This window comes from Parundibacterium terreum (assembly GCF_014636315.1).
GTDB lineage: Bacteria > Pseudomonadota > Gammaproteobacteria > Burkholderiales > Burkholderiaceae_D > Undibacterium > Undibacterium terreum.
Window position 1 is genome coordinate 1 of record NZ_BMED01000011.1, and the last position, 17,555, is coordinate 17,555.

Genomic DNA, 17,555 nt, shown 5'->3' on the forward strand with positions numbered 1-17,555 from the left:
TGCTTCGGCGGCGGAGTAGGCGTGCAGGAAACTCAGGGCGCGGTGCTGGATTTCCAGGCTGCCCAGTGCAAAGGTCGTCGCCGAATGCACGTCGGGATCGTCGTCTATTATCATGATCCGCCACGTGGGGCGTTCTGAATCTGGAGCCGACGGCACTTCATGGTCCTCAAAAAAGACCAGGCTGTCGTGATCCAGGTTGTTGTGTGAACTCATAGATAACTCTCCGAGTTTCAGTATATACCCGCCTGATTAGGAGTATATAAGGAATCTGCTAGGAAACATTAGATCAGTCTATGAAAGCGGGGAGGATGTGTTTTTTGGGCATTAATTGCAAACTATGGTTAATTCCGCCAGTAAACACTGGCGGAATTAACCATATGCAAGCCATTTTATGTCATGCCCACATAAGTACGCGACATGGCGGTAGCTTAGTGCGCGCCGCCTGCATCGACAGGCGCAGATGATTTCGATGGCTTGGTCAGCCATACCAGGCCGATCAGCATCAGGAACATGATGGAGGATATCCAGAAAATATCGGTTGCAGCCATGGTGCTGGCTTGCACGCTGATCGTCCTGTCAATGACAGCCCATGCACCCGGCTCGGGAATGCCCAGTTGCCCCAATTGCTGTACGGTTTGTCCGAAAGCGGGATTGCCGCTGCCGGTATGCTCTGTTATCTGAGCGTGGTGCAGCGTGCTGCGGCTATCCCATATCGTGGTCGCGATGGAGGCTCCCATGCCGCCGCACATGATGCGGACAAAATTGGACAAGCCTGCAGCCGCAGGTATCTTGTGCGGCGCCTGGCCGGACAGGATGATCGATGTCAGCGGGATAAAGAACATTGACATTGCCGCACCCTGTATTAGCGTAGGTATCAGCAGCGACATGGTGTCAACGTCCGTGGTGAACTTGGAGCGCATGTAGAACACGAGCGCAAACAAGGAGAACGCCACTGTGGCGACCCTGCGTGCATCCAGCTTCGGCAAAAATTTACCGATCACGGGCGACAATAGAATAGCGAATACGCCGACCGGCGCCATGACCTTGCCGGCCTCGGTTGCGGTGTAACTCAATTGCGTTTGCAGCCATAGAGGCATGATGACCAGGCTACCGAAAAAGAGTCCATAGCCGATAGAGATCGCGACCACGCCAGCGCTGAAGTTGCGCCCCTTGAACAGCGACAAATCTACAACCGGATGTTCTTCGCCCAGTTCCCAGATCACAAAATAAATCAGGCCGACAGCCGCAACTACAGTCAGCGCAATGATTTCGCCGGAATTGAACCAGTCCAGTTCCTTGCCTTTATCCAGCATCAGTTGTAAGGAGCCGACCCAGATCACCAGCAGCGCAAGGCCTACCTTGTCGATAGGCACCAGCCGTATGGCCGATTCCCGTTTGCGATACAGCGACCAGGTGACCCAGGCGGAAAAGAGTCCAACCGGAATGTTGATGTAGAAAATCCATGGCCAGGTATAGTTGTCCGAAATCCAGCCGCCCAGCAGGGGGCCCATGATAGGGGCGACCAGAGTCGTCATGCCCCATAAGGCCAAGGCCATTGAGCTTTTGGCTGGCGGATAACTCCCCAACAGCAGCGATTGCGACAAAGGAATCATCGGGCCGGCGACGGCGCCCTGCAACACACGCGCTGCGATCAGGATTTCTATGCTGGGCGACATGCCGCACAGCCAGGAAGAAATCACGAACAGCAGGATGGACGTGATGAACAGGCGTACCTGGCCGAAGCGCTGTGTCAGCCAGCCGGTCAACGGTACCGAGATCGCATTCGCGACGGAAAACGAGGTGATGACCCAGGTGCCCTGTTGCGGCGATACGCCCATATTGCCGGAAATGGCGGGAATGGAAACGTTCGCAATCGACGAATCGAGCACGTTCATGAAAACCGCCAGTGACAGCCCCAGAGTTCCCAGCGCGAGTTGGGAACCTTTCAGCGGCTGCAGCGGGGCAGTGCCGGGTGCGCTCATTGCTGGCTTTTTCCTGTATTGGCAGCAGCCAGGTTGCCTGCGATGATTTCCGAAATACGCTTGTCGGCTTCATTGCCGGTTTGCGCAAACACTTCGGTTTTATACGCTGGTGCAGTGCGTGCCCGAGCCGCTGCCAAAGGCGCGCCTTGCTCTTGAGAGATATTCACTTTGACCTGCATCGACAGACCTACCCGCAATGGATGTGCGGCAAGCTCCTTCGGGTCTAGCGTGATACGTACCGGGACACGCTGTACTACCTTGATCCAGTTACCGCTGGCGTTCTGCGCCGGCAGTAGTGCAAAGGCGGCGCCGGTACCGGCGGACAAACCGGCTACTTTGCCGTGATACTCAACGTCGGAACCATACAGGTCGGACTCCAGTGTGACATCCTGGCCTATGCGCATATGCGTCAACTGTACTTCCTTGAAGTTGGCATCTACCCACAGTGCATTCAGCGGCACGATGGACAGCAGGGGCGTGCCTGCGGCCACGCGTTGGCCAAGCTGCACGGAGCGCTTCGCCAGATAGCCCGTCATCGGTGCCGGCAGACTGGTGCGGGCATAGGCCAGATAGGCCTCACGCACGCGTGCTGCAGCGCGTTGTACATTCGGATGCTGTTCCACGCTGGTGTGGTCAGTCAGCACCTTGTTGGAAGCAAGCTGCTCCTTGGTGGCCAGCAAGGCTGACTCGGCACTTTGCAAGGCGGTTTTTGCATGGTCCACTTCTTCTGTGGATACCGCACCTGTGCTCAGTAATTGCTGGCGGCGCGACAGGTCGGATTTTGCCCGTTCGACCTCGCTGCTGCGCTGGCTGACATTGGCCGCCAGGGAGCCGTTATTGGCGAACAATACGCGGACTTCGCGCACTGTCTGCGCCAGTTGCGCCTCTGCCTGCTCCAGGGCCACTTTTGCATCGGCACGGTCCAGATCGACCAGCGGCTGGCCTGCCTGCACCAGCTCGGTATCGTCGGCATGGATGGCCAGCACGGTGCCGGCGACTTGCGGAGTTACCTGGATGACGTTGCCAGCTGCATAGGCGTCGTCGGTGTGTTCAAATTTTTTGCCTATCAATTCCCAGTAGGCGAAATAAGCCAGGCCGATAATGGCCAATACGATGGTGACCTTGATGAGTATGCCGCGGCGCTTGCCATTGGATGCGGGTGCTGCTGAATCTGGTGCTTTGTTTTCTTGTGCGGGAGCGTTCATTACGCAGCCTCCGGTTGTGATTTTTGTTGATTGCTTGTTTGTGTGGAATTGTTTGCCGGTGCGCGCAGTTCGGGGCCGGCTTCAAATCCGCCTCCCAGTGCCTTGATCAGGTTGATCTGCAGATCAGCGCGGCGTATCTGGTTATCCAGCAGGATTTTTTGCTGCATGATCAAAGCGCCTTCGGCTGCCAGTACCGGCAGCATATTCGCCGTACCGACCTTTTGTCTTTGCTGCGCCAGCTTCAGTGTTCTGCTGGAGGCTTGCTCCGCAATGCGCTGATTCTTGTTTTGCTCTTCTGCTGCTTTCATCGACTGTACCTGATCCGCTACTTCATGCAGGGCATCGGTCAGGCTCTGGTTGTAGGTCGCCACTGCATTGTCGTAGGACGCGACTTTGCTTTTCAGTTGCGCGCGCAGACGGCCACCTTCAAAGATAGGCAACTTGATTGTAGGGCCGCCGCCGATGATGGTGCTGCCGCTCTTGAAGAAATCAGCGACACCCAGGCTGGACAGGCCGACAAACGCACTCAGGTTGATATTCGGGTAGAACTCGGTCTTGGCAACATCGATGCCGCCCTGCATGGCTTCCACATGCCAGCGTGCCGCGACGATGTCTGGACGGCGACCCAGCAATTCTGACGGCAGTTGCGCGGGCAGGGTGGCGTCGCCAATTTCTGCAAGGCTAGGGCGAGGGATGCTCAGGCCGCGCTCCGGTCCCTGGCCCAGCAAGGCGGCAAGCTGGTTGCGCGTCAGGGCAATTGCTTCCTGCCATTGCGTGATCTCTGCTTTCAGGCTGGAGACCTGGACCAGGCTTTGTTCGGTGTCCGTCCTGGTATCCAGACCGGCTTTTACGCGCTGCTGTGTCAGGCTGTCCAGCTTTTCGCGTAAGCCCAGTTGCTGGTTGGACAAATCAAGCTGTGCGTACTGGCGTGCCAACTGTACCCATGCATGCGCGATGGCGCTGCTGAGGGCGAGCCTGGCGCTTTGCTGCTCCGCCAGCGCAGCCTTCTCTTGCGACAGCGCGCCGCTTATCTCAGCCGAATGCTTGCCCCAGAAGTCGACTTCATACGAAATACTCAGCGCCATTTCATTGTCGCTGTAATAGTTGCCGGCCAAAGGCGGAGGAATCAAGCCATGTTCTGTAAAACGCTGGTAGGTGCTGCCCAGGTTTGCGCCTGCGGTCGGCAGCCTGTCTGCGCCGGCGGCCTCTACATAGGCCCTGGCTGCAGCCACGCGTGCCGCGGCCATCTGCATATTCGGATTGTCTGCAATAGCGGCATCAATCAGGTCTTGCAGCGGCTTGCCTCCTATGCTTTGCGCCCAGTTGGTACTTGGCCAGGTGCCTGTCTGGTTGGGCAGGGTGTTGGGGCTGCTTGTGGCAGGCAGGGATTTAAGCTGCGCATCGCTTTGTATGCCGCTGAAACTGACGCACGCCGAGAGCAGCACCATCGTGCTGCATGCCGCCAGCAGGCCCGCGGACCTGATCAGGCCCTTGGTATTGCTGGTCTTGAAGGGAGAAGCGATGATTGTCATGTCAATTAATATTTTTCGATTCCAGTAAGGGACGATTTGCCAATAATTTTCTTAGCAGGCTTTTTAAAAAGCCTATTTCTTCAGCGCTGAATCCTGTAAATCCTATGTTGATGACATCGGAATAAATTGCCGGCAGCTTTTGCACCAGTTCTTTGCCTGCATCTGTCAGCTCCAGTTTAAACAGGCGCTTGTCGTTCATATCTGGGACGCGTGTCAGCAAGCCCTTGGCCTCCAACCTGTCCAGCATGCGCTTCATGGCGGCAGAATCGATGAACAGGTCGCGCGCCAGGTCTGCCGCTGTGTTGCATTTGCCCATGGCCAGCATCATGAACACGCTGCCTTGTGCGTGCGTGATGCCCAGCTTGGTCAGCGACTCGTCTATGGATTTCGACAGCATGGTTTTGGAGCGAGCCAATAGATAACCGACGCTGTCTTCTACCTGATAGTTATCGAACGTAAAAGGGGAAGGAGAATTGCTCATATTTCCATTGTAATCATTGCCTAGGCAATAGTTTACTCGAAATTAGAAGCTTTTGCTTGACGGAAAAATAAGATGTTTTGGTGTTGCGTGCAGGCTTGCTGGATGATGCGGGCAAAAAAAATCGGCGCCCAGTGGGCGCCGACGGTGAGTGACTTTTCTAATGCTGTATTACAGGATTTCGCTCGCGTGGTCAGCCAGACGAGAACGCTCACCACGTGCCAGTGTCACGTGACCGCTATGTGCCCAGCCCTTGAAGCGGTCAACCACATAAGTCAGGCCACTCGAACCTTCAGTCAGGTAAGGAGTGTCGATCTGCGCGATATTACCCAGGCAGATGATCTTGGTACCGGGACCTGCGCGGGTAACCAGAGTCTTCACCTGTTTCGGCGTCAGGTTTTGCGCTTCGTCGATGATCAGGAATTTATTGACGAAGGTCCGGCCACGCATGAAGTTCAATGACTTGATCTTGATGCGAGAACGTATCAGATCCTGGGTCGCTGCGCGGCCCCAGTCTCCGGCGTCGTTGTCGGACTTGTTCAATACTTCCAGGTTGTCGTCGAACGCGCCCATCCATGGCGACATTTTCTCTTCCTCGGTTCCAGGCAGGAAGCCTATGTCTTCACCGACCGGCACTGTTACGCGTGTCACGATAATTTCGTTATAGGTTTTTGTTTCCAACACTTGCGCCAAACCAGCAGCAAGGGCCAGCAAGGTTTTACCGGTACCGGCCTGGCCCAGCAGAGTGACGAAATCGCATTCCGGATCCATCAGCAGGTTCAGGGCGAAGTTCTGCTCGCGGTTACGCGACGTAATGCCCCAGACGCTGTGCTTGGCGTGGCCATAGTCGCGCAGTGTTTGCAGCACTGCAGTCTTGCCGTTGATTTGCCTGACCTGGCCGTAGAAAGACGCTTCGCCGTTGTTCGGCTCCAGGTACACAAACTGGTTGACCAGCAAGGAAGGAATCAGCGGGCCTGTGATGCGGTAGAAGGTCGTGCTCAGCCCGTTTTTGTTTTCCTGCCAGGTTTCTACACCCTTGCCATGCTTGTTCCAGAAGTCTTCCGGCAATTGCACGATGCCCGAGTACAGCAGATCGGAATCTTCCAGCACATGGTCGTTGAAGTAGTCTTCTGCAGGCAGCCCCAGCGCGCGAGCCTTGATGCGCATATTGATGTCTTTCGACACCAGTACGACAGGGCGGCCAGGCTGATCGGCTTCCAGTGCGCGGACAACGGTCAGAATCTGGTTGTCGGCCTTTCCTTGTGGGAGGCCGGCAGGCAGGCTCGCGGTCTGCAATTTGGTCTGGAAGTACAGGTGGCCTTTGGCATCTTTATTGCCGAGCTTGGACAGGGCAATGCCTTGTTCAATTTCATGGTGATCAATGTCGCCGACCAGTGCATCCAGCGAGCGCGATACCTGGCGGGCATTGCGCGCTACTTCCGACATGCCTTTTTTGTGGTCGTCCAGCTCTTCCAGTGTAATCATAGGCAGATACACATCATGTTCCTCAAAGCGGAACAGGGACGAGGGATCATGCATCAGTACATTGGTATCCAGTACGAACAGCTTGGTCACGCCCGACTTGTCGGCGGCGCGGCTGGTGCCCGATTTGACACGGCTTTCCGCGCTCTTTGCTTTGGATGCAACTGGTTTTTCGGCTTTTACTGCAGGCGTCTTGGCGCGGGAAGGCGCCGCCGGCAATTTGGCGACAACAGGGCTTGCTATCTTGGCAGCCGGTTTTGTGGCTAAAGGCTGTTGGGGAACTGCAACTAATTTAGGTTCCGGTTTATCGGTTTTTACGGATTTCCCCTTTTCTGCTTTCGGGTAATCCTTGGGGGACAACAGGGCCGCAGGTTTAGTCGGCATTTTTGGCAGGGGCATTAGGACCTCTTATCAAAGTTGTGAGTGCTTAAAATCAAAAAGCCGCTATGGGCAACACGGAGTGACTCCGGGTTACTTCCATTCGCGGCTTTTGAGAAGAAGATTCTTGGGTTTCAATTACTAAGGTGCGCTCACAAATTCCAACACTTCATCAACGTGTCCAGCTACTTTTACTCCACGCCATTCTTTCACTAATTTACCCGATCCGTCAATGACAAAAGTGCTGCGTTCTATTCCGCGCACTTGCTTGCCATACATGTTTTTCATTTTCATTACATTGAACAAATTGCAGAGGGTCTCGTCCGGGTCTGAAATCAGGTCGAATGGCATGCCTAATTTTGACTTGAAGCCTTCATGCGAGCGTATGCTGTCGCGGCTGACGCCGAATACTTTGGCGCCGTGCTCCTCAAATTGAGTATGCAAGTCCCTGAAAGCCATGCTCTCGGTAGTGCAACCCGGAGTGTTGTCTTTCGGATAAAAATACAAAACCAGTTTCTTTCCAGCATAGTCGCTGAGCTGAAAAGTTTGATCTCCTGTCATGGCTGCTGAAAAATTGGGAACAATCTTGTTGAGTGCAGATGGGCTTTCGTCGGCCACAGTGGTCTCCTGAATTATTGAGAGGGGAGAAAAACGAAGGGCAATTCCAAGTCTTTTCAATGTTGCTGAAGCAGGGCGAACTGTTGCTTCTAGCGGACCGCCACATGCTTAGACCCGGAGGCAGCCACGCTTTTTGCAGATATATTTGAGCTTGCATCGCTCCAGGCAGAGGAGCGGGATATTGCTGCAGACTTTAGTCGGATTTCAGGTTTGACCGGAATGATATGCCTTACTAGGCCCTGATTGCAAGGGATTCTCCTGATCACCTGTCACAGCAAACAATGCAATGATGGTGAATGCTATGCCGTCAGGCTGCCAGGGTAATCAATTCTCCCGAGCGGCCAGGCACATCGCCCCAGGTCAGCGGGCGAACGGGCAGCTCATGGTCTTTTATCATTTGATAGTAGTCCGCCATGGAGATGCACGAGTATCCTTGCTTTGTCCATCCTGCCAGCAACTCTTCAAAAATGGGGGCAAGTTTTTGCCCTTCAAGTTCCGCATGCAGGGTAAACACATGGTTTTTTTGCGTGCTGGTCAGCTTGAGTATCGCCGTGGCGATATTTGACGTATCGATGACCACGCCATCTATCGTGCGGCCAAGTAATTCATCCAGCGTAGGCAGTGTCGTAGGCATTTGCAGGCAGGATAGCGCCTTGCTGCCACTGCCTGTTGTCAAGCGATATGGACCGGCATCAGGATTTGCCAATTCTCCATTGTCTTTTAGCATCGCGCGGCCGTCGGATGCATAAGCAAAATGGAAGTTGTCCAGTTGAGTAAATGCATGCTCATTCATTTGCCAGCCTGCGGCACCGTGTGTTTTGGGCGCTTGTCCAAAAATTTGCTGGAAACGGCTGAAGGACTGCTGCATCTGCGCCACGGTCCATTCGGCTCCGCGATTTTTGACATTGTCTTGCCAGACAACGTGATCCCAGGTGTGGATGCCGCATTCAAAACCTGCGTCCTGCACCGCCCGCATTTGGCTTGCGCAGGTTTTTCCTATATCCGGGGCCGGCAATAGGACGCCATACATCAGCGTCTTGAATCCATAATGTTCCACTACCGATGTGCGGGATACCTTCTGGAAAAAACCTGGCCGAAAAGCACGGCGCAGCGCCCAGCCGGTGTGGTCGGGGCCGAGCGAGAACAGGAAGGTCGCCTGCGCCTGATGCTTCTTCAGCATGCGCACCAGATTGGGCACACCCTCGCGGGTGCCGCGGTAGGTGTCTACGTCAATTTTCAATACGATGCTGGCCATGGGGGATTTCCGGGAAACTTGGTTGTACTCGTGGTTTTGCTTTTGGATGCTGCTGATAAAGAGAGCGACTGCGGAGGGGGCAAGGGATGCCCCATGTCATCCCTGCTGAAGCGCCGATCGCAATTCGCTACCGGCCATGGCTTTTCCATCATGGAATAATTCCAGGATGTGCAGTGCGCGGCCGTCGCCGCAGACTCCCAGGATGCGTTCGCTAGCGCCTGATTGGTCTATCACCAGGCCCAAAGGCAGTCGGCTTGCATCCACGCCGGACAGGCGTGCTTTGCCTATGACGTAACGCTTGCCGGCTTGCTCAAAAAAAGCACCGGGATAGGGAGGGGCTACTGCCCGGTGCAGGTTATACACCTGCTGCGCCGGCTGTTGCCAGTCTATACGCCCGTCTTCCGGTTTGCGACCGCCAAAGTAGCTGCCCTTGGACAAATCATTCGGCAATCTTGGCGCGGTACCGGCGATCAGTGCAGGCAATACCGGCCACAGTGTCTGTTCAACAGCAACGGTCAGCTTATTGAAAACTTCATAGGCAGTGTCGTCCGGCAGGATGGGGACTGCGGTCTGGGCGATGATCGCTCCTGCATCCGGCTTGGCCGCCATTTCATGCAGGGTTGCACCGGTTTCAGTCTCACCATGCAATACCGCCCAGTTCACCGGCACTCGCCCGCGGTATTTTGGCAGCAATGAGCCGTGCAGATTATAGGCACCGCGCTTTGCTACCGCGAGCAAATCCACGGGCAGCATATGCCGGTAGTAAAAGCTGAAGATGAAGTCGGGCTGGATAGCTGCAACAGTCGCCATCAATTCCGGCGATTTAGGATCTTCCGGTGTGATAAAGGGTATGCCGTGCTCTTTGCAGAGCTCGGCCACCGATTCAAACCAGATGGTCTCTGCCGGATTGTCCTGATGGGTAACGACCAGCGCAACGTCCACGCCGCGTGCCAGCAATACCTTCAGGCAGCGCACGCCGACACTGTGGTAGCCAAAAACAACGGCTTTGGCGGGCGAGGGTGTGCTAGAGCTCATTGCTTGCGTCATATCAGTTGGTATCGGCCCGGTCGGTACTGCCTTGTTCCAGCACTGCCTGCACGACATAGCGCGGACGCCCCCGTACCTGCTGGTAAATGCGGCCCACGTATTCGCCCAGCAAACCTATGCCAAACAGGATCACGCCCATCAGGAAGAAGGCAATTGCAAACAGCGTGAACAAGCCCTCAGCCTCTGCGCCGAACAGGAAACGGCGTGCCAGCAGCCAGATGACCAGGGCGCCCGAGGCAATCGACAATATCATGCCCAGCATGGAAAAAATCTGCAGCGGCACAACCGAGAAGCCGGTCATCAGATCAAAGTTCAGGCGTATCAGGCTATAGATGGAATACTTGGATTCGCCTGCGGCGCGCTCTTCGTGCTCAACCAGGATTTCAGTCGGCTTGCGCGAAAAGGTGTACGCCAGCGCAGGTACAAAGGTATTGACCTCACTGCACTGGTTAATCAGGTCGATTACGTTGCGGCCATAGGCGCGCAGCATATTGCCCTGATCGGTAATCTTGATACGGGTGATCTTCTCGCGCAGGCGATTCATCAGCTTGGACGCGTAAGTGCGCCATGCGGAATCCTGCCGCTTGCGGCGCACGGAGCCGACATAGTCATAGCCTTCGCGCATTTTTTCTACCAGCTTGCCGATTTCTTCCGGCGGATTTTGCAGGTCGGCGTCCAGGGTTACGATGATATCGCCGCGGGTTGCCTGGAAGCCAGCCAGAATGGCCATATGCTGACCGTAGTTCCCGTTGAACAGGACTACGCGGGTGACGTCAGGGCGCAGGCGGAACTGCGTCGCCAGCATGGCGGCGGTGCCGTCGCGGCTGCCGTCATTGACAAACACGATTTCGTAGCTGACGCCGGTCGCAGCCAGTGCGTCCAGCGCAGGGTACAGGCGCGCGTACAGACGGTCCAGGCCCGCTTCTTCGTTATAGACAGGGATGACAACTGAGAGTTCTGGTTTCATCGAGCAGCGTTTATTTTTATTGAAGGCAGGATTTTACCGCAGCTACGGTACGTTCCACATCAGATTCGTTCATCGTCGGGAACAGGGGCAGCGTGACAATCTGCTTGCCGACTCTTTCTGCAATAGGGAACATGCCGTCGGTAAAGCCGCGCGCGCGATAATAGCTGAATAAATGGATGGCGCGGTAGTGATAGCCCAAGCCTATCTTCAGTTCCATCATTTTTTCCATGAAGCTGCCACGGTTGATGCGCTCGGGTAAGACGATATGGAACATATGCCAGTTGCATTGCTCAAAGTCGGCAATGGGCAGCTCGGCACCGGTTTGCGCTTCAAAATCGGGACCGAAGGTGGTGAAGTAATGTTTGGCCAGCGCCAGGCGCTTGGCGTTGAACTCTGCCAGATGCTTCATCTGGCCCAGGCCTATCGCCGCCGCGATATCGGTCATATTGTACTTACCTCCCAGCACATCGACGTCGATGCCGTCCAGTCCGCTGCGGGTGACGCCCTGCAGCCTGTATTTTTCAGCCAGGCGGGCTTCTTCTGCATTGTTCAGCACCAGGCAGCCGCCTTCGCCGGTCATGATGTTCTTGTTTACCTGGAAGCTGAACGAGGCAAAGTCACCGAAAGAGCCTATGCGCTTGCCTTGCCAGGTAGATCCTATCGCCTGCGCCGCATCTTCCACGACGCGCAGATTATGCTTCTTCGCCAGCGCATATAGTTTGTCCATATCGCAAGGCAGGCCGCACATATGGACCGGAATGATAGCCTTGGTCCTCGGGGTGATCACCGCTTCGACCTTGTCCAGGTCGATATTGTGCGTGCGCGGATCAATATCGGCAAATACCGGCGTGGCGCCGGTTTCTATGATGACATTGGCAGTGGCTACCCATGAGTTGGGCGTGGTGATGACTTCATCGCCGGCGCCTATGCCGGCAATGCGCAAGGCAATCTCCATTGTGCAGGTGCCGGAGTTGAAGGTGCGCACCGGACGGCCACCAAAATATTCAGACAACTGGGCTTCCAGCGCCTGCACATTGGGGCCACTGGTCAACCAGCCGGAACGCAATACATTCGCTACCGCGGCGATGGTTTCTTCATCGATGGTCGGCTTGGTAAACGGCAGAAAGGGCAGTTGCTCACTCATGGATATTCCTTGTCATCATTCATTTTTATAGGTCTTACGAGCGCGGGCGCTCAGTTCGCTGCCGCTTTGGCTGTGCTGGCAACGACAACGCGGCGCGGATCTTGTCCGACTATCCGCATGGGCAGGCCTTGCTTCAGCATGTCTTCATAGACATCTACCCGCACGATGGCGATCGCAAGCTTGCCGCTGGCATTGTAGGCGCGCCATTTTTCCATAAAGTCCTTACGCTCCGGTATCCACAGATGCGGCTCTTGCTCCAGGCCGAAGGCCAGTTCGTCAGGAAATTCAACCGGGATCATGGTGCGGCCTAGATAAAACGGCAGGCATTGTTCGTACAGGCCTACTCCATACAGCGGGGTGTCAGGCTTCAGTTCGGCTTGTATCGGCTTCAATTGCAGCAGGCCGGCGCGATAGTAGCCCCAGGGCTCGTATCCCAGTAGAAGCAGTTGGCTGGCCAAAAAGCCGGCAGCCGCCAGGCTGATGACAGCCCAGTCTCTTTTGTCCTTCGCAATCACAAACGCTAGCAGTCCGCCGGCAATAATGACGAGCGAGACTGCAATTACCCAGGGCATTGCTGCCTGGTTCAGCGCCAGTTCCAGCGGAGGCAGTTTGGAGCTGGCAAATTTGGCCGGTGCCATCAGGGCGAAGGCCAGCGTGCCTAATCCTGTCAGGGTGAACAAGCCCGCAGCAAAACGCAGGCTCTTGCTGGAACCCGCCTCAAGCTGGCATGCAATCAGCAGCGCCAGCGATGGAAATATAGGCAGGATATAGCCGGTCAGCTTGGAGTGGGATGCGCTGAAAAAGACGAAAATGAAGATCGTCCATACCAGCAGCATTTGACGTGGCTGGAAACCGCGGTTTTCTCTCTTTACGCCAGCCCACATGCCTTGCAGCAGCAGGCCCAGCCAGGGCACGATACCAATAGCCAGGATGCCGATAAAGAAATAGGCCGGCTGGTTGCGTTTATGTACATTGCTGGTAAAGCGGTCCAGATGTTCATGGATAAAGAAAAAATGCGGATGCTCCGGATTTTTCAATGCGACCAGCACAAACCATGGCGTTGCGATGGCAAAGAACAGCAACAGGCCCTTGCCCATGTGCAGGCGTTTCCAGATCGCCCAGTCGCGCGAGACGAAGGTGTAAATTACCAGTACCGCGCCCGGCAGTACGACGCCGATCAGGCCCTTGGTCAATACTGCCAGCGCCATGCCTGCCCAGCACAGCAGCATGCCGTTTCGCTGCTCGGCATCGCTTGCATCGGCGCGCTGGCCCAGCAGCACGCCGCACAAGGTAATCGTCATCATGCCGGCAACAGCCATGTCCAGCGAGTTATAGTGGGCAGAAGCCGCCCACAGTACGCTGGAGCCGAGCACTAGCGCCGCATTGATGCCCACGCGGGAGTTAAATACCTTGCGCCCGGTATGTGCAACCAGCGCAACGCCCAGCAAACCGCACAGGCCGGTCCACAGTCTGGCCTGCCATTCGCCAACGCCGAACAACTCGAAGGTAATAACATTCATCCACGCCTGCAGCGGCGGTTTCTCGAAATATTTGATGCCGTCCAGGCGTGGAGTGACCCAGTCGCCGGTAACCAGCATTTCTCGCGCCATTTCCGCGTAACGGCCTTCGTCCGTCGGTACCAGCGTGCGGGACCCTAGCATGTAAAACCAGATCGCCAGGAACAGCAGCGACAGTATCCAGATCAGGCCGCGGGAATTGAAAGGGGATGCAGAGGATGATGCAAAAGAAGAGGAGTGTTGCTTCATGCAGTTTCCATAATCAGGGCCAATGCCACCTTGCGGCCTTCTGCCATCAGGATATTGTAGGTACGGCACGCGGCCTGGCTATCCATGCACTCGACGCCTATCCTTTTTTCTGTCAAGGAGGAGATCAGCTTGGGATGCACAAAACGCTGCTTTGGGCCGGTGCCGAGAATGATAACGTCTGGCTGGGTGGCTTCCAGTTGGGCAAAATGTTCTTTGCTCAAGTCTTCAAAGCGGCTTACCGGCCAGGCGGTAGGGGCGACTTCCGGAAGTACGACCAGACTGTAGTTGTAGCGTATCGCGTTCAGTTCTACGCTGTCTTTGTCGTATGCGGTAACAGTTTGGTATTGCTGGGTAAGTGTAGAGTGCAGCTTCATGGCCGGATATTTGATATGCCGACGCCCGCTTTTGGCAAATCGTCAGGCGTGTTTTAGCTTGATAACTGCCGCATTGTAGCTGCTTTTTTGTTGCACAGCTTATCAGTTTCTCTCTGTGTACCGAGTTTTTGTTAGGGACGGTGGATGCATCTGGCGCGATGTATTTAACATAGTGGCAAGATCAATCCGTGAGCTGGCATTTCCTGCCGAGTTTGCACAAACGACAACGATCGTTAATATATTAATGGGGCGTGTGATTTTGCCGGTTGGAGAGATGCCAAAAAAGACCTCCTAGCCCCGTATTTTCGCCAGCGGACGGTTCATTGTCGCAAGATGCCCACCTGCAAATCTAATGTGAACAATAAAAAAAGCAAATAATATTAGACAATTTCGCAAAACGGATTGATAAAACTGAGCGCATTGGGCAGAATGCTTAGTTCGGCAGTGCAGCATTTGTCGCTGTTAAGGCAGGTGCTTTCCATTGATAAGCTGGCTAACATATACCTATCAGAGAAGTTTTTGTCTGCCCAGGCGCTTAATCGCCGGGTATCAAGCTTCCGCGAATTAAAATAGAAAGATCGCTCTTGTGAGACCCGTACAAAAGTCCAATAAGCTCGCCGACGTTTGCTATGACATCCGCGGACCCGTGCTGGAAAAAGCCAAGCAAATGGAAGACGAGGGGCACAAGATCATCAAGCTGAATATTGGCAACCTCGCCGTCTTCAACTTTGATCCGCCTGACGAAATCGTGCAGGACATGATACACAACATGCATAATGCGGCCGGTTATACCGACTCCAAGGGTATGTTCGCACCGCGCAAGTCCATCATGCACTACACGCAGGAAAAGCATATTCGCGGCGTGACGATAGAAGACATCTATATAGGCAATGGCGCATCCGAGCTGATCGTGATGGGCATGAATGCCTTGCTGAATACCGGAGACGAAGTATTGGTGCCGGCCCCCGACTATCCTTTATGGACGGCCGCAGTCAGCCTGTCCGGAGGCAAGCCGGTGCACTACATCTGCGACGAGAGCGCAGACTGGATGCCGGATATCGAAGATATCAAGAGCAAGATCACTCCCAATACCCGCGCCATCGTTGTCATCAACCCCAACAACCCTACCGGCGCACTGTATCCGGTAGAAGTACTGCAGCAGATTGTGGACGTCGCCCGCCAGCACCAGTTGATCGTGTTTGCGGATGAGATTTACGACAAGACACTGTATGACGAAGCCGAGCATACGTCGATTGCATCGCTGGCGGACGATGTACTGTTCCTGACCCTGAACGGCTTATCAAAAAATTACCGCTCCTGCGGCTATCGCGCCGGCTGGATGGTGGTGTCCGGCGAGAAGAAGCATGCCAAAGACTATATTGAAGGCTTGAACATGCTGGCGTCTATGCGCCTGTGCGCGAACGCGCCGGGCCAGTTTGCCATCCAGACAGCGCTAGGGGGCTACCAGAGCATCAATGACCTGGTCGGCCCCGGCGGCCGCTTGCTGCGCCAGCGGGACCTGGCCCATAAGCTGTTGACGGCGATACCGGGCGTGACTTGCGTCAAACCCAAGGCCGCCCTGTATATGTTTCCCAAGCTGGATCCTGAAATGTATCCGATCAAGGATGATCAGGAATTTATTCATGAACTATTGACTGAGCAAAAAGTCTTACTGGTGCAAGGCTCCGGTTTCAACTGGATCAAGCCCGACCATTTCCGCGTCGTATTTTTGCCCAATACCGATGATTTGACCGATGCATTCGGCCGTATTGCGACTTTCCTTGAGGGGTATCGCAAACGCCACGGCACCGCTTGATCAGATATAAATTTAGAGCAGTAAAGTAGGACTTTAAGGTGGCAAGGCAGCAAAGCAGTAATTTTATTTTAACCCGCAATATTGAAGACTATATGAAACCCATCAAAGTAGGTCTGTTAGGCATAGGCACTGTCGGTTCCGGCACATTCAACGTCTTGAAGCGTAATCAGGAAGAGATTATGCGTCGCGCGGGCCGTTCTATTGAGATTACGATGGTGGCAGACCTGAATATTGAGCGGGCACGCGAGCTGACCAATGGCGAATGCGAAGTCGTCAGTGACGGCAATCTGGTGGTGAATCATCCGGACATCGACATCGTCATTGAACTGATAGGCGGTTACGGGATTGCCAAGGACCTGGTGCTGAAGGCGATTGCGCAAGGCAAGCATGTGGTGACAGCCAACAAGGCTTTGCTGGCAACGCACGGCAATGAAATCTTCCAGGCAGCGCAGGACAAGGGTGTGATGGTCGCATTTGAAGCGGCTGTTGCCGGCGGGATTCCCATCATCAAATCCTTGCGCGAAGGCTTGACGGCCAACCGTATCCAGTGGATTGCCGGCATTATCAACGGCACCACCAATTTCATCCTGTCTGAAATGCGTGACAAGGGCCTGGATTTTGACGTAGCGCTAAAGCAGGCGCAGGCGCTGGGTTATGCCGAAGCCGACCCCACCTTTGATATCGAGGGTATCGATGCCGCGCACAAGGCGACGATCATGGCATCGATTGCCTACGGCATTCCTATGCAGTTCGACAAGGCGCACGTGGAAGGCATCACCAAGCTGGAAGCTACTGATATCCGCTATGCGGAGCAACTGGGCTACAGGATCAAGCTGCTGGGTATTACCAAGCGCACCAACAAGGGCATAGAGTTGCGCGTACATCCTACGCTGATCCCGACCCGCCGCCTGATCGCCAACGTGGAAGGTGCGATGAATGCGGTGCTGGTGCAAGGCGACGCAGTAGGCGCTACTTTGTACTACGGCAAGGGCGCGGGCGCGGAGCCGACGGCTTCCGCTGTGATTGCTGACCTGGTGGATATCACCCGCCTTGCGACTGCGGATCCTGAACATCGCGTGCCGCATCTGGCGTTCCAGCCGAATGCGATCAGCGATCTGCCTATTCTGCCGATGTCTGAGATCGTGACCAGCTACTATCTGCGCATGCATGTGGCGGATCAGGCTGGCGTTCTGGCCGATGTGACTCGCATCCTGGCTGATACCTCGATTTCCATCGATGCGATGCTGCAGAAAGAACCGGCTGAAGGTGAAACCCAGACCGACATCATTATTCTGACGCACCAGACGCAGGAAAAACATATCGTTGCTGCGATCGCCAAGATTGAGGCACTCAGTTCCGTGTTTGGTACAGTCACCAAGCTGCGCCTGGAAGAATTGAGCTGAGGCTAGCCAGCTGCTGACGGCGAACCTGCCGTCATGGCGAGTTGGAAAGGGAAACAGTGTGATCGCATGACACACTGTTTTTTTATACGCATCCCAAATGGATCAGAC

General features: G+C 55.0%; 14 protein-coding genes and 1 pseudogene. 2 read left to right on the forward strand and 13 right to left on the reverse strand.

Features of this window, described 5'->3' with window-relative positions; genetic code table 11:
• The 13 genes and pseudogenes from IEW12_RS28405 to IEW12_RS28465 all read right to left on the reverse strand — a co-directional run.
• Nucleotides 1-213 (reverse strand): annotated as a pseudogene (locus IEW12_RS28405) (response regulator); the annotation flags it as partial.
• 215 nt (nucleotides 214-428) lie between these two features.
• Nucleotides 429-1,982 (reverse strand): DHA2 family efflux MFS transporter permease subunit, encoded by a 1,554-nt coding sequence (locus tag IEW12_RS28410; RefSeq protein WP_188569539.1) that lies wholly within the window; start codon nucleotides 1,980-1,982, stop codon nucleotides 429-431.
• The gene (locus IEW12_RS28415; protein ID WP_188569540.1) at nucleotides 1,979-3,187 is read right to left on the reverse strand and encodes an HlyD family secretion protein; all 1,209 of its coding nucleotides are present in this window, start codon (nucleotides 3,185-3,187) and stop codon (nucleotides 1,979-1,981) included. Before IEW12_RS28415 ends, IEW12_RS28410 begins: the two co-directional genes overlap by 4 nt.
• Entirely contained in the window at nucleotides 3,187-4,719 is a 1,533-nt protein-coding gene (locus tag IEW12_RS28420; RefSeq protein ID WP_188569541.1) for an efflux transporter outer membrane subunit, read from the reverse strand. The genes IEW12_RS28415 and IEW12_RS28420 overlap by 1 nt, the downstream gene beginning before the upstream one ends.
• A gap of 1 nt (nucleotide 4,720) precedes the next feature.
• The gene (locus IEW12_RS28425) at nucleotides 4,721-5,200 is read right to left on the reverse strand and encodes a MarR family winged helix-turn-helix transcriptional regulator (protein WP_188569542.1); all 480 of its coding nucleotides are present in this window, start codon (nucleotides 5,198-5,200) and stop codon (nucleotides 4,721-4,723) included.
• A gap of 168 nt (nucleotides 5,201-5,368) precedes the next feature.
• Nucleotides 5,369-7,078 (reverse strand): PhoH family protein, encoded by a 1,710-nt coding sequence (locus IEW12_RS28430; RefSeq protein WP_188569543.1) that lies wholly within the window; start codon nucleotides 7,076-7,078, stop codon nucleotides 5,369-5,371.
• Nucleotides 7,079-7,198: 120 nt separating this feature from the next.
• Nucleotides 7,199-7,675 (reverse strand): peroxiredoxin, encoded by a 477-nt coding sequence (locus tag IEW12_RS28435; protein WP_188569544.1) that lies wholly within the window; start codon nucleotides 7,673-7,675, stop codon nucleotides 7,199-7,201.
• Between the two features lie 307 nt (nucleotides 7,676-7,982).
• On the reverse strand, nucleotides 7,983-8,930 hold the full coding sequence (locus IEW12_RS28440) for a polysaccharide deacetylase family protein (RefSeq protein ID WP_188569545.1): 948 nt from the start codon (nucleotides 8,928-8,930) through the stop codon (nucleotides 7,983-7,985).
• Nucleotides 8,931-9,026: 96 nt separating this feature from the next.
• Complete coding sequence (locus IEW12_RS28445) at nucleotides 9,027-9,965, reverse strand: formyltransferase (protein WP_188569546.1); 939 nt, start codon at nucleotides 9,963-9,965, stop codon at nucleotides 9,027-9,029.
• Nucleotides 9,966-9,978: 13 nt separating this feature from the next.
• A complete protein-coding gene (locus IEW12_RS28450) occupies nucleotides 9,979-10,944 on the reverse strand; it encodes a glycosyltransferase (protein ID WP_188569547.1) in 966 nt (321 codons plus the stop codon).
• A gap of 16 nt (nucleotides 10,945-10,960) precedes the next feature.
• Complete coding sequence (locus tag IEW12_RS28455; RefSeq protein ID WP_188569548.1) at nucleotides 10,961-12,088, reverse strand: DegT/DnrJ/EryC1/StrS family aminotransferase; 1,128 nt, start codon at nucleotides 12,086-12,088, stop codon at nucleotides 10,961-10,963.
• A gap of 50 nt (nucleotides 12,089-12,138) precedes the next feature.
• Complete coding sequence (locus tag IEW12_RS28460) at nucleotides 12,139-13,854, reverse strand: ArnT family glycosyltransferase (RefSeq protein WP_188569549.1); 1,716 nt, start codon at nucleotides 13,852-13,854, stop codon at nucleotides 12,139-12,141.
• On the reverse strand, nucleotides 13,851-14,228 hold the full coding sequence (locus tag IEW12_RS28465; protein ID WP_188569550.1) for an Mth938-like domain-containing protein: 378 nt from the start codon (nucleotides 14,226-14,228) through the stop codon (nucleotides 13,851-13,853). The genes IEW12_RS28460 and IEW12_RS28465 overlap by 4 nt, the downstream gene beginning before the upstream one ends.
• A gap of 586 nt (nucleotides 14,229-14,814) precedes the next feature.
• Between IEW12_RS28465 and IEW12_RS28470 the strand changes: the two genes are divergently transcribed.
• Nucleotides 14,815-16,044, forward strand: coding sequence for a pyridoxal phosphate-dependent aminotransferase (locus tag IEW12_RS28470; protein WP_188569551.1), 1,230 nt, complete (start codon nucleotides 14,815-14,817; stop codon nucleotides 16,042-16,044).
• A gap of 92 nt (nucleotides 16,045-16,136) precedes the next feature.
• Complete coding sequence (locus IEW12_RS28475; RefSeq protein WP_188569552.1) at nucleotides 16,137-17,447, forward strand: homoserine dehydrogenase; 1,311 nt, start codon at nucleotides 16,137-16,139, stop codon at nucleotides 17,445-17,447.
• Nucleotides 17,448-17,555 lie beyond the last annotated feature (108 nt).